The organism is Streptomyces sp. SID8352 (genome assembly GCF_009862265.1).
In the GTDB taxonomy this organism is placed as follows: domain Bacteria; phylum Actinomycetota; class Actinomycetes; order Streptomycetales; family Streptomycetaceae; genus Streptomyces.
Map to the genome: position 1 here is coordinate 21,418 of NZ_WWGX01000052.1, position 13,091 is coordinate 34,508.

10 protein-coding genes and 1 pseudogene are annotated in these 13,091 nt (G+C 75.8%); 5 read left to right on the plus strand and 6 right to left on the minus strand.

Going from position 1 to position 13,091, the window contains the following annotated elements:
* Positions 1-93: 93 nt before the first annotated feature.
* Entirely contained in the window at positions 94-1,077 is a 984-nt protein-coding gene (locus GTY84_RS18015; RefSeq protein WP_161227309.1) for an aldo/keto reductase, read from the plus strand.
* Positions 1,078-1,138: 61 nt separating this feature from the next.
* On the opposite strand, the gene GTY84_RS34675 is transcribed toward GTY84_RS18015, so the two are convergent.
* The 5 genes and pseudogenes from GTY84_RS34675 to GTY84_RS18030 all read right to left on the minus strand — a co-directional run bounded on the left by GTY84_RS34675 (position 1,139) and on the right by GTY84_RS18030 (position 6,950).
* Positions 1,139-1,261, minus strand: a complete 123-nt coding sequence (locus tag GTY84_RS34675) for a hypothetical protein (protein ID WP_272919229.1) — start codon at positions 1,259-1,261, stop codon at positions 1,139-1,141.
* A 365-nt stretch (positions 1,262-1,626) separates the two neighbouring features.
* A complete protein-coding gene (locus GTY84_RS18020; RefSeq protein ID WP_161227310.1) occupies positions 1,627-2,052 on the minus strand; it encodes an SsgA family sporulation/cell division regulator in 426 nt (141 codons plus the stop codon).
* Between the two features lie 137 nt (positions 2,053-2,189).
* A pseudogene (locus tag GTY84_RS33945) lies at positions 2,190-2,297 on the minus strand (LLM class F420-dependent oxidoreductase); the annotation flags it as partial.
* Between the two features lie 19 nt (positions 2,298-2,316).
* Positions 2,317-3,276, minus strand: a complete 960-nt coding sequence (locus tag GTY84_RS18025; protein ID WP_161227311.1) for a threonine/serine dehydratase — start codon at positions 3,274-3,276, stop codon at positions 2,317-2,319.
* Positions 3,277-4,007: 731 nt separating this feature from the next.
* Positions 4,008-6,950, minus strand: a complete 2,943-nt coding sequence (locus GTY84_RS18030) for a helix-turn-helix transcriptional regulator (protein ID WP_161227312.1) — start codon at positions 6,948-6,950, stop codon at positions 4,008-4,010.
* Positions 6,951-7,195: 245 nt separating this feature from the next.
* On the opposite strand from GTY84_RS18030, the gene GTY84_RS18035 reads away from it, so the two are divergent.
* Positions 7,196-8,068, plus strand: a complete 873-nt coding sequence (locus tag GTY84_RS18035) for a universal stress protein (protein WP_161227313.1) — start codon at positions 7,196-7,198, stop codon at positions 8,066-8,068.
* A 775-nt stretch (positions 8,069-8,843) separates the two neighbouring features.
* On the opposite strand, the gene GTY84_RS18040 is transcribed toward GTY84_RS18035, so the two are convergent.
* A complete protein-coding gene (locus tag GTY84_RS18040) occupies positions 8,844-9,341 on the minus strand; it encodes a MarR family transcriptional regulator (protein WP_161227314.1) in 498 nt (165 codons plus the stop codon).
* A gap of 335 nt (positions 9,342-9,676) precedes the next feature.
* On the opposite strand from GTY84_RS18040, the gene GTY84_RS18045 reads away from it, so the two are divergent.
* The 3 genes from GTY84_RS18045 (at position 9,677) to GTY84_RS18055 (ending at position 13,067) form a co-directional block, all read left to right on the plus strand.
* Positions 9,677-11,146: an MFS transporter gene (locus GTY84_RS18045; protein WP_237532346.1), complete on the plus strand. Its 1,470-nt coding sequence runs from the start codon at positions 9,677-9,679 to the stop codon at positions 11,144-11,146.
* Between the two features lie 50 nt (positions 11,147-11,196).
* Positions 11,197-11,997, plus strand: a complete 801-nt coding sequence (locus GTY84_RS18050) for an SDR family NAD(P)-dependent oxidoreductase (RefSeq protein ID WP_161227315.1) — start codon at positions 11,197-11,199, stop codon at positions 11,995-11,997.
* A 185-nt stretch (positions 11,998-12,182) separates the two neighbouring features.
* Positions 12,183-13,067: an IS5 family transposase gene (locus GTY84_RS18055; RefSeq protein WP_161224881.1), complete on the plus strand. Its 885-nt coding sequence runs from the start codon at positions 12,183-12,185 to the stop codon at positions 13,065-13,067.
* Positions 13,068-13,091: the final 24 nt, after the last annotated feature.

The following is a 13,091-nucleotide window of genomic DNA, read 5'->3' on the forward strand; positions in this document are numbered from 1 at the left end:
GGTTCCGGCCCGGTGCCGGACCGGGCGCCGCCCCCGACGGGAACGCTTCCGCCCCGCACGGTGCGGGAAAACGCCTGATGACAGACTGTCGCCATGGACGAGCGCACTTTCAAGAGGTCGAACCAGCACGCATCCGTGATCGGCCTCGGCACCTGGCAACTGGGAGCCGACTGGGGTGACGTCGACGAGAGGGAGGCCCTCGCCGTCCTGGAGGCGGCGGCCGAGTCCGGCGTCACCTTCTTCGACACCGCCGACGTCTACGGCGACGGCCGCAGTGAGCGGATCATCGCCGGATTCCTCGCCGGGCGGCCCGATCCGCGCGTGACGGTCGCCACCAAGATGGGCCGCCGGGTCGAGCAGATCCCGCAGAACTACGTCCTCGGCAACTTCCGCGAGTGGAACGACCGCTCCCGCCGGAACCTGGGCGTCGACGTGATCGACCTGGTGCAGCTCCACTGCCCGCCCACGCCCGTCTACTCCAGCGACGAGGTGTTCGACGCCCTGGACACCCTCGTCGAGGAGGAGCGGATCACCGCCTACGGCGTCAGCGTGGAGACCTGCGCCGAGGCCCTCACCGCCATCGCCCGGCCGAACGTCGCCTCGGTGCAGATCATCCTCAACCCGTTCCGGATGAAGCCGCTGCGCGAGGTCCTCCCGGCCGCCCGGGAAGCGGGCGTCGGCGTCATCGCCCGGGTGCCGCTCGCCTCCGGCCTGCTGACCGGCAAGTACACCAGGGACACCGTCTTCGCGGCCGACGACCACCGCACCTTCAACCGCCACGGCGAGGCGTTCGACCAGGGCGAGACCTTCTCCGGCGTCGACTTCGCCACCGGCGTGGAGGCCGCCGCGGAGTTCTCCGCCCTCGTCCCCGAGGGGTACACGCCCGCGCAGCTCGCCCTGCGGTGGATCGCGCGGCAGCCCGGTGTCACCACCGTCATCCCCGGCGCCCGCTCGCCCGAGCAGGCCCGCGCCAACTCCGAGGCCGCGCGGCTGCCGGAGCTGTCCGAGGAGACGCTCACCGCGATCGGGGACCTCTACGACCGGCGCGTCCGGGAGCAGGTCGAGGGCCGCTGGTGACCCCGGCTCCCGTGCCGTGATCGGGTGCGCCGGGCGGACACGACCGCCCGGCGCGCGGGGCTCACGGCAGCAGGAGCGCCTGCCGTTCCCGTTCCTGGGCACCGGCGGCGTCCCCGTCCCGCGCGGTGAAGGCAACGGCGAGCGCCGCCCCGGCCGCCGGGGCGCCCCGCGCGGTGACCGTCACCGGCGCGGGCGGCCGGGCGGCGCCGGACGCCCCGGCGCCGGACGGCCCGCCGGAACGGTGCTCACGGACGGGCGTACCGGGGGCGCCGGGGCCTCGAGGTCGCCGTGCGGACGGTCGCCCGCTCGTCGCCCGGGAGCCCGCCGGACGCCCCGAACAACCCCCTCCGTGGTGCGCGCCACCGCCCGCGCGTCGTCGCCGCCGCTGAGCGGCACGGTGAGCTGAGGGCAGGACATCCTTCTCCCCCTCTGCCGGTTCGGGTGTCCCGGTCCGTGCAATCGCGGGGTTCCCGCCCGAACCGGGGCCGACGTGGGCGGCCCGGCCGCTCCCGGGCGCGCGGAACCCCGCACCGGCGGGGCCGGGCCGGGTCAGCCCTCGGCCGTCAGGGCCGCCAGGACGTCGTCGATGCGGATCTCTTCGGTGCCCTCCGGCACCGCCTTCCGCGTCTCGCGCAGGAAGGCCGCGAGCGGCACCGCCCAGACGAACACCACGGCCCGGTGGCGCTCCCCGTCGGGCCGCACATCGCCGAGGAACTCCATGCGCAGTTCCTCCCACATCCCGCGGGCCCACGGCCGCAGCCGCACATCGCCCACCCCGACCTCCCGGGTGAGGCCCTCGGCCACCATCCGCCGGTCCAGCGCCCAGCGGGCGAGCACCCGGCCCTCATGCGTGAACGTGACGGTCAGGGCGAAGGGATCGGCGGGGTCGTAGAGGAGGTGGGCGAGGAGGGGGAAGCGGTCGGCCTCACCCGTCCGGAGCTGGACTACCAGGGTCTTGCGCAGGACGGGGTTCACGACGGGCCCTCCGGGAGTACGGACATGGGCCCTTCTAGTACCCAGCCCGCCGGGATGATGTCCGGGTGGGCGGACGACTCCGTCAACTCCGGTGCGGGGCAAGGGTGTCGGGCGGCCGGTCGGATGGTTCGGTCCGGCGCCGAGCGGAGCGCGGGCAGCGGGGTCCGTTCCGGCCGGTCCGGGAAGTCCGGCCGGCTCTCCCCGCCGGTCCGCACCAGCGCCACCTCGGTGGACCCGGCCTCCGCCCCGGTGCCGTCCCGCGGATCAGCGCAGGCCGAAACGGTCCGTCCAGGCGGCCATGTCGGCGGTGGTCGCGTTGCCGCCGCAGACCACCAGCCCGACCCGGGCGCCGTCCCCGACCCGCTCCACCACGCGCCGCGCCGCGGGCAGCAGGCACCCGGCGGCCGGCTCGGTCCACAGCTTGCCGTGCTCCGCCAGGTCGACGCAGCCCGCGACGGCGTCCCGGTCCGGCACCACCAGGACCTCGTCGACCAGGGCCGCCACATGGTCGTACGTCAGCCGGGAGACGGACGGGGCGCTCAGCGTCGTGACGATCGACGAGAGCCGCACGGGGGTGGGCCCGCCCTTCGCCAGCGCCTGCGACATGGACTCCGCGCCCTCCGTCTCCACTCCCCAGATCCGCAGGCCCGGCCGCCGCGCCCGCAGTGCCGCCGCGATCCCCGCGATCAGCCCGCCGCCCCCGATGCTCACCAGCACGTCGGTCAGCTCCCCGGCGTCCTCGGCGAACTCCAGCCCCACCGTGCCCTGCCCGGCGACCACCTGCGGGTCGTCGTAGGGGTGGACCAGGGTCAGGCCCTCCGCGCGCAGTTCGTCCACCAGGGCGAAGGCGCTGTCCATGCCGTCGGTCAGCCGGACCAGCGCGCCCGCCTCCTCGGCCGTCGCGACGGAGCGGGCGGGCGCCGTACGGGGCATCACCACCGTGGCCCGCACCCCGAGGGCGGCGGACATCACCGCCACGGCGATCCCGTGGTTGCCGCCGCTGACCGCGACCACCCCGGCGGCCCGCTCGTCCGGCGTCAGCGACAGCAGCTTCGCCACCGCGCCCCGGGCCTTGAACGAGCCGGTGCGCTGGAGCAGTTCCAGCTTGGTGGTGACCGGGACGCCGAGCAGTCCGGACAGGCCGGGGCTCGGCACCGTGGGCGTGCGTACGACATGCCCGGCGATCCGCTCGGCGGCGGCTTCGATCTGCGTCAACCCGATCACGGCACTCATCCTTCCGGCGCGGGCCGGCCCCGCGTCGCTCCGCAGCCTTTCGCGCGCCGCGCCGCTGGTCAACGCGAGGGGGCCGCCGGACCGCCCGGCGGCGCGGCCCGATGGTGGACGGCCGCGCGGAGCGGCCCGTGGGCGGACGGCCCGCCCCGGTGGAGCCCTCGCCCGGAGTCCCGCTCCGGTGGAGTCCCGCCCGGAGCCCCGCCCCGGCGGAGCCCCCGCCCGGAGCCCCGCTCCGGCTCACCCCCGGCGCCTTGGCCCGGAGCCCCGCCCCGCCCCGCACCCCGGCGCCTCGGTCCGGGGTCCTCGCGCGCGGGGTTGCGCCGGACAGCCCTGCCCGGGGTGCCGGATGCCGTGTCCCGCCGGAGGCAGCCCGGGAGCCGCCGCGTGGCGGGAGCCCGAGACGGCCGGTCGTCCGGGGGGGCCCGGGGTCCGAGGCCCGTTCCCGGGCCCGGGCCGCGGTGCCCCCGCACGCCCCGGCGTCTCGTCTCCCGCTGCCGCTGCCGCTGCCGCTGCCGCGACCCGTTTCGCGCCGCCGAGGTAAGCCCCGCGCGGCGCGTCGCCCCGGGCCGCCACGTACCCTTCGGTCCGTCAGGTCCGGGGGGCCGAGAGCGGTGCCCGCGCACCTCCCGCCCGGTCCGCCGACGGGCACGCCGTCGGACGCCCGGCCACCGCCGGAGCCCCCGGCGGCTCCGCGCGGTCCCGGCGGCGGCCGCATCGGCCGGTCAGCCGGGAGTGGTCGGCTGCGGCGCGATCAGGCCCTCCCGGTAGGCGACCGCGACCGCCTCCGTACGGCTCGACGCCTCCAGCTTGGCGAGGATGCGGGAGACATGCACGCTCGCGGTCTTGGCGCTGATGAACAGCTCCTCGCCGATCCGCCGGTTGCTGTGCCCGAGGGCGAGCAGGCGCAGCACGTCCCCCTCACGGGCGGTCAACGACGCCGCCCGCCCGTCGCCGCCCGCGCCGACGGCCAGCCCCCCGCGTCGCAGCAGGTCCTCCAGCCGCTCCCGCAGCGGCAGCGCGCCGAGCCGGTCGGCCTCCTCCCGGACGGCGTCGGCCTCGGTGGCGGCCTCCTCGCGGCGGCCCTCGGCGAGCAGGGCCTCCGCCCGGCGCAGCCGGCAGCGCGCGCGTTCGTAGGAGTCGCCGTACGCGAACGCGGCCACCGCCCGCTCCCAGGCAGCCGGGTCCGGACCGGACAGCGCCCGCGTCCACTCCGCCTCGGCGCGGGCGAGCCACGCCCGCCCCTCCGGCCCCTGCGGCAGCCCGTCCTCGCCGTGCCGGGCCGACTCCCGCGCCAATCCCACCAGTTCGTCCGCCGTGGCCCTCCACCGTCCGTCCGCCGCCGGGGCGGTCCCCACGGCGTCCGCGACCGCGCCCAGGGCGAGCGCCGCGAGGCGGACGGTGGCGGAGGGCAGGACGCCCGTCTCGTCGGTGAGCGCATCCACGGTGCTCCGTGCCCGGCGCACGGCCTCCGCGGCGTCCCCGCGCAGCCCGGCGGCGTCCGTCAGCACGATGCCCGCGACCAGGGCGGTCATCCAGTCGCAGGGCCCCTCCAGCAGGGCCCGCGCCCGGTCCGCGGCCCCGAGGTCGCCGCGCGCCAGCGCCGCGTAGAGCGCCGGGCCGGCGGTGTGGCCGCCACCCCGGGCGGCCTCCCGGGCGCCGTCCCGCGAGCCGTCCAGGAGCGTGTCCCAGTCGCCCAACGTGTAGTGCACCAGGTGCCGCAGATAGCTCATCGCCCTCGGATACAGCGAGGACAGCAGCCCGAAGTGCCCGGCCCGCTCCAGGCCCTCCTCGGCCCGCTGGAGGCACTCGCGCAGCTCGCCGGATTCGAAGCAGCCGATCGCCAGGTTGAACAGGGCCCGCATCTCGACCTGGCCGTTGCCCGCCCGCCGGGCCAGTTCCCGCGCGCGCAGCAGCCGTTCCCGGCCCCCGGGGGTGGTCCGGCCCTCGCCCTCCAGGCCGGTCAGGGAGATCAGCAGGTCGGCCCGCGCGTCCGCGACGCCCAGCTCCTCGGCGACGGCCACGGCCCGCCGGGCGACCTCCAGGGCGACGCCGGTCTCACCGACCTGGCGCGCCGCCGCCACATGGGTGGCCGCCGCCCACACCCACGTCGGCGACGGGGGATCGGCCGGGATCAGCGACAGGGCCTCGCTGCTGTGGGCGTGGGCGGCGCTCAGGTTGTCGACGTTCAGCAGGTTCCCGGCGAGCGTGTAGCGGACCCGTGCCGCCAGTTCCAGGTCGGAGTCCTCGCCGAGCCCGGCCAGCGCGGAGCGGGTGAGCGCCACCGCCCGGTGCAGCTCCCCGGCGTGCGCGGCGGCGGCCGAGGCCCGCAGGGTCAGCGTCACGGTGTCGGCCCCGGCCGGGCGCGCCCCGTCGGGCACCGCCGGCCAGAGGTCCAGCGCGGCCTCCACCTGCCGCAGCTCCTCGGCGGGCGCGCCCATCCGCCGGGCGTGGTCGGCCGCCTCCAGGGACGCGGCCAGCGCCCCGGGCAGGTCGTGGCTCTCCCGGTAGTGGTGCGCCCGCTCGGCGGCGCCCCCGGACGGCCCCTCGCGGCCGGTCAGCAGCCGGGCGAACGCCCCGTGCAGCCGGGCCCGTTCACCGGGCAGCAGATCGGCGTAGACCGCCTCGCGCGCCAGGGCGTGCCGGAAGGAGTAGGTGTCCCCGGAGCCCGCCACGAGGATGCGGTGCCCCACGGCCTCGCGCAGCGCCTCCTCCAACTCGGCCTCGGGCAGGGCCACGGCGTCCCGCAGCAGGTCGTGGCCGACCCGGCGCCCGGCGACGGCGGCGGTGCGCAGCACCCGCTGGGCGGTGCCGGAGAGCCGCTCGAAACGGATCAGCAGGACATCGGCCAGGCCGCTGGGCAGGCCGCCCTCGGGCAGATCCGCGGCGGCGACCAGTTCCTCCGCGTAGAAGGCGTTGCCCTCGGCGCGGTCCACGATCCGGCGGACCGCGGCCTCGGGGAGCGGCCGGTCCCGCAGCGCGCGGACCAGCCGGGCCACGTCCGCGTCGGCCAGCGGACGCAGCTCCAGCCGCTCCACCGAGGGCAGCCGGACCAGCTCCGCGAGCAGGGGACGCAGCGGATGGCGCCGGTGCAGGTCGTCGGCCCGGTACGAGGCGAGCAGGGCCAGGCGGTGGCCGGGCGCGCCGCCCGCGGGCCGCTGCAGGACCCCCCGGCTGAGCAGGAACCGCAGCAGGTCGCGGGAGGACTGGTCGGCCCAGTGCAGGTCCTCCAGGACCAGCAGCAGCGGTGCGGTCTCCGCGAGCGCGGCGAACAGGGCGGCCATGTCCTCGAACAGCCGCAGCCGCCCGGAGCGCGCGGCGTCGCCGGACGCCCCGTCGCCGCCGAGCAGCCGCCCGGCCTCCGGATGGGCGGCGAGCACGTCCGCGAACCGGCCGTCGGCGGACAGCGCGCCCAGGATCTCGGTGAACGGCAGATACGGCAGGCCCACGTCGCCCAGGTCGACGCAGTGCCCGGTGAGCACCGCCGTCCCGGCACCGGCGGCCCGCGCGGCGGCCTCGTCCAGCGTCCGCGTCTTGCCCACTCCCGCGTCCCCGGCGATCAGCACCGCTCGCGGCTCACCGGCCCGGGCGCGCTCCAGCACGCCGTCGAGACGGGCGAGTTCGGCCCCACGGCCGACGAGGGGTCTGCCGACCGGGATCTCGGACATCCCCCCATCCTGGCATGACTCCGCCCCGCCCTGTCCTCGGCCGCCGCCCCGGCCGGGCCCGCCCCGAAGGGCCCCTGCGACGGCCGACGCGGGACGGCCGCGGTCCGCGCCGTGGGGACCGCCCCACCCCGCGGCGGAGGGGCGCGCGGAGCGGGCGCGCCGACGGCCGGGGTGCCCGCCGCGACACCCCGGTGGTGCCGTAGTGAAGACTGGGCCGCACAGGAACCCGACACAGGAGGAACCGCATGACGCGCCCGATCACGGCAGGGCTGGACGGATCGGAGGAGTCCCTGGCCGCGCTGGCCTGGGCGGCCAGGGAGGCGGTCCGCCGGGGGACCCCGCTGCACATCGCGCACGCCTGGCGGTTCGACCCGCGGGGCGGGGGCGGCGAGGGGGATCGCGAGGCACAGGAGAAGTGGGTGCTCGACGCGGTCGCCGGGGCGGCCCGCACCCTCACCGACCGGCACCCGGGGCTGGAGGTGACGACCGAGGCCCGCGAGGGCGACGCCGCCGACACCCTGCTCGCGGTGTCGGCCGACGCCGACACCCTGGTCCTCGGCTCGCGCGGGCACGGGGCCGTCGTCGGCTTCCTGCTCGGCTCCGTCGGCCAGCAGGTCATCGCCGGGGCCACCCGGCCCGTCGTCCTGGTCCGCGCCGGGGACGAGGCCAGCGCGGAGGCGTCCGGCCGCGAGATCGTCGTCGGCCAGCAGGGCGACGAGGAGGACAGCGCCGAGGTGCTGGGCTTCGCCTTCGCCACCGCCGCGGCGCGCGGTGCCTCGGTACGGGCCGTGCGCGCCTGGACGCTTCCGCCGGTCTTCGCCTACAGCCCCGGCTCGCTGCGCCTGGCCGACGAGGCCGGGGGACTGGAGCCGTACGAGCGCAAGGCGCTGGAGGAGGCGGTGCGTCCCTGGCGCGAGCGCTTCCCGGACGTGCCGGTGGTGGAGCACGTGGAGATGGGCAGTGCCGGGCAGGTGCTGCTGGCGGTGGCGGGCGGCGCCCAGCTCGTGGTGGTCGGCCGCCGGGCGCGCCGCACCGCCGTGGGCGCGCGAATCGGCTCCGTCGCCCACGGGGTGCTGCACCACGCGCCGTGCCCGGTGGCGGTGGTACCGCACGCCTGACGGGGGTGCGTGACCGCGTGCTCCCGGCGGTGGACCACCGCCGGGAGCACCTGGCGCCGCGCCCGAAGGCCGCCCGCTCGTGATGCCGCCTCCGTGACGCCGTGTTCGTGACGGGGGTGTCCGCGCCGGTGCGTCGGGGGCGGTCCCGGGGGCCGACCGGGTACGTCCCCGACGGGTTGGGCGGGGTGGCGTGGCGCAAGGGGTGCCGCCGGAAGCCGGCACTGCTCCGGGGGCGGGCCTCCGGGGCCGGAGCCCTCGGGCGGTGGGGCCCGCCCCCGGCGGGTGCCCCTTGAGGAGCCCGTCCCGGTTCCGTCGAACATCCCGGGCCGGTCGGGGGCGTCCCCGCCGCCGGGCCTACGGCGGCGATTCGGGCCCCGCCCCGCGGGAAGCGGTTTCACCCGGTGCGTCGGACGCGCTGGTGTGGACGGCCGCGCAGGCACTGTTCAGTAGCGGCGGGCCGGGCCCGTTGCGGAACGGCGGGCCCCGCCCGGTCCACCGGCCCGGTCACCCCCGGTCGGCGCCCCGCCGCCCCATGGGGCAGGGGGACCCGAGGCCACTTCGTACCCGTCCGTACCGGGCGATCGCGACGGCATCATTCGTACGCCCCCGTACCGGGCGATCGCGACTGCACCGGTCGCCGGGCACCAGGGAAGCGCCGGGCGGGGCAAGCACCGGGCGCCCCCGGTCGCCGTCCGCCCGGCCCGCGTCGCCACCCGCCTTCACCCCGCCTCGCCCGCGCTCACCCCGCCCACCGGACGCGAGGCGGAGCGGCGGGTCAGTCCTGCCCGGCCCGGGCGGAGCCCTCCGCGTGGTCCCCGGGCCAGGAGAGGCCCTCCAGCCGGGCGATGCCCTCGTTGAGCTGTGCCAGCAGGGTCAGGAACTCGCCCGTCCTGCCCGGCGTCCACCCGGTGGCGTCGATGAGGCGCGCGGTGCCCTCAAGGCTGATGTCACGGTCGGCCCTCAGCCGCTCAAGCCCCAGTTCCGTGGGCCGGAACTTGCGCGCGATACCGCCTTCGGGGTCGGGGATGCGCTCCACCAAGCCGTTCTTCAGCATGGCGCTGACCTGGCGGTTGATGGTGGAGACATCGACCTGGAAGGTGTGCGCCAGCTCCTTGAGGGTGAGCGGCTCGCTCATCTCCAGACGGGTGAGCAGGACGTACGCGGAGCGCTCCAGGCTCTGGCCGATGCGGGGGCCGCGAGCGGTGAGGAAGTGCCGGGACAGGAGCGTCAGCTCCCTCTCCAGATCGCTCAGCCGACCTTCCCGCTCCGTCATGACCTGCCCCTTCCCATGCCGACACCTCGCCCCATCATCGCCCATGCCGCCTGCGCCGGGCGCCGCCGCCCATCCCTATTGTGCACAGTGCACGCGATGTGTACAGTGCACTGAGTGTGCATGATGCACATTGCGGCCATGGCGGTCACCCGCCGGCCCCGGCCCGGAGCCGGACAGCGGATGTTCCGGGCCGGGGCCGGCGGCGGGGGCGGTCGGTCCGCCGGACCGGTCCGCCCGACGCGCACCGGTCCGGACGGCGGCGTCCACCGGACGCCGTGCGCCCTTCGCCCAGCCCGCCGACCAACCGAGACCCGGAACGCCACAAGGAGACCCTCTTGCCGACCCGTCACAGCCGAACCCCGGGGCCGGGCGCGATCACCGCGGTGATCGCCCTGAGCGGCATCGTCGTGTCCCTGATGCAGACGCTCGTCGTGCCGATCATCCCGAAGCTCCCGGAGCTGCTGGGCGCGTCCGCGTCCGACGCCTCCTGGGTGATCACCGCCACGCTGCTCGCGGCGGCCGTGGTCACCCCCATCGCCGGACGCCTCGGCGACATGTACGGCAAGCGGCGGGTGCTCGTCGCCAGCCTGGCCGTCCTCGTCGTGGGCTCCGTCGTCTGCGCCGTCTCGGACAGCCTGGTCCCGATGATCGTGGGCCGGGCGCTCCAGGGCCTGGCGACGGGGGTCATCCCGGTCGGCATCAGCGTCCTGCGCGACGAGCTGCCGCCCGCCCGGATCGGCGGCGCCGTGTCCCTGGTCAGCGCCACCCTCGGAGTGGGCGGCGCGATCGGCCTGCCCGTCTCGGCGGCCATCGCCCAGGGCACCGACTGGCACGTCCTGTTCTGGCTGGCCGCCGGTCTCGGCACCCTCTGCCTGGTGCTCGTGACCCTGCTGCTCTCCGAGTCCCGCCGGCTCTCCCCGGGCCGCTTCGACGTGCCGGGCGCGGCCGGACTCGCCGGCGGCCTGGTGCTCCTCCTGCTCCCCGTCACCAAGGGCGGCGACTGGGGCTGGACCAGCGTCACGACCCTGTCGCTGCTCGGGGCCGGTGTGCTCACGCTCGCGCTGTGGGCCTGGTACGAGACGCGGGTGTCCCAGCCGCTGGTCGACCTCCGGGTCACCGTCCGGCGGCCCGTGCTCTTCACCAACCTGGCCTCGGTCCTGGTCGGCTTCGCGATGTACGCCATGTCGCTGACGCTGCCCCAGCTGCTCCAGTCGCCGGAGGCCACCGGCTACGGGCTGGGGCGCTCCACCCTCGCCGCGGGCCTCGCCCTCGCGCCGGGCGGCCTCGTCATGATGGCCCTCTCGCCCGTCTCCGCCCGCATCACCGCACGCCACGGCGCCCGTACCTCCCTCCTCACCGGAGTCGCGGTCATCGGCCTCGGCTACGGCGTGGGACTGCTGCTGATGGCCGAGGTGTGGCAGATCGTCGTCACCTCCATGGTGATCAGCGCGGGCGTGGGCATCGCCTACGCCGCCATGCCCGCCCTGATCATGGGCGCCGTGCCGGTGAGCGAGACGGCCTCCGCCAACGGGGTCAACGCGCTGATGCGCTCCATCGGCACCTCGGCGGCCAGCGCGGTCATGGCCGCGATCCTGGCGAACATGACCATGAGCCTCGGACCGGCGCACCTGCCGTCCGAGCAGGGGTTCCGGATGACCTACGTGGTGGCGGTGCTCGCCTCCGTCGCCGGTCTCCTGCTCACCCTCGCGATACCGCGCGCCCGCGCCGCGGCCGGGCACGCCGCGCACACCGAATCCGCCGCGAGCCTGCGGGACGCCCTGCCGGCCGGCACCGGAAAGCACTGAGACCGGGGGCTTCCCGCCCACCGGCAGTACCAGCAAGGAGAAGTACCACCATGAACCGTCTGCGGGACAAGGTAGCCGTCATCACCGGGGCCGGCAGCGGCATCGGCCGCGCCGCCGCGGGACTGATGAGCGAGGAGGGTGCCCGTGTCGTCGTCGCCGACCACGACACCGCGGCCGCGCGGGAGACCGCCGACCTGATCACCGCCCAGGGCGGCGAGGCCCTGCCCCTCACGGTGAACGTGCTCGACGAGGACTCCATCGCCGCCATGATCGGTGCCACCGTCGAGGAGTACGGCGCCCTGCACGTCCTGTGCAACCACGTGGGCGGCACCAACCCCCGTACCGACCTCGACGTGCTCCGGATGGACATGGACGAGTTCGACCGGGCCGTCCGCCTCAACATGCGCAGCACACTGCTCGGCTCCCGGCACGCGATACCCCACATGATCCGCGCCGGCGGCGGCTCGATCATCAACACCGCCTCCGTCGCCGCGCTCGTCGGGGACGTCCTCCAGACCTCGTACGGCGCCGTCAAGGCCGCGGTGGTCAGCATGACCAAGTCCATCGCCACCCAGTACGGCCCCCGGAACATCCGGTGCAACGCCATCGCCCCCGGCGCCGTGATGACGCCCGCCCTGGAGAACAACCTGCCGGTGGAGGTCATCGACGGGCTGCGGAACGGCAACGCCCTGCCCTACCTGGGCTCTCCCGAGGACATCGGGCACGCCATGGTCTTCCTCGCCTCCGAGGAGTCCCGCTACCTCACCGGCCAGCTCCTGGTCGTCGACGGCGGGATGACCATGCAGTCCTCCGCCGCGCCCGGCCGTCGCGCCATGCTCCCGCAGGAGTAGAAGACCCGGACGCGGCCCGGCTCCGGCGGCATCGCGTCACCGGGGCCGGGCCGGGGTGTCCCGACGCCTCGCCGTGGTGGAGGCCTGCCGCGGCGCCTCAGAAAGTGTTGGGTAAGTGATCGACTGCGTTCTGTGATGTGCTGGTGGTGATCTTTGCGGTCGGGGTTTCCGTGAAGATCACCACCATGTGTGTCTGTTCGTGCAAGCCGTCCTATGACTCGTCGTTGACGGATGCTCAGTGGGCGGTGATCGAGCCACTGCTGCCGGTGCGGGATCCGCGCCGGGGTGGCCGGCCGTTGAAGTTCCCGCGCCGTCTGGTCGTGGACACGGTGTTGTATGTGCTGGTCAGCGGGTGTGCCTGGAGGCTGGTGCCGCACGACCTCGCTCCGTGGGACGTGGCCTACCGCTGGTTTCGGGCCTGGACTGCGGACGGCACGTGGGACCGGGTCCACGACGCGCTTCGCGACCGGGTCAGGAGCGCGGACGGGCGGGATCCGCAGCCGTCGGCGGCGGTGCTCGACTCGCAGTCGGCCCGCAGTCACCAGGGCGGTCAGGCGATCGGCTACGACGCGGGCAAACGCGTGCGGGGCCGCAAGCGGCACCTGCTCGTGGACACCTGCGGGCTCGTGCTGCGGGCGGTCGCGCACTCGGCTTCCGTGCAGGACCGGGCGGGCGCGAAGTTGGTCCTCGGCGGCATCCGGGAGCTGTTCCCGCAGGTCGGACTGGTCTGGACCGACGGCGGCTACATCAACGTCGTGGACGCCTCGCTCGTCGGCTGGGCTGCCGAACACGAGAACCTCGAGATCGTCCCCGTGCCGCGCAACGCGGATGTGAAAGGCTTCCAGGCGCTGCCCCGCAGGTGGGTGGTCGAACGGACATTCTCCTGGCTGGGACGGTGCAGACGGTTGGCACGGGACTACGAGCGCAAGACCGCGCACGCCGAAGCGATGATCAAGGTGGCCATGATCCGGCTCATGGCCGCCCGACTGGCCAGCGAGGACATCGAACCGCGCGGTCCCATCGAAACCGAAGCAGCCCGCCGCCTCGCCGACGACCTTAAATACGAGTAATCGCCCAGTTACCCAACACTTTCT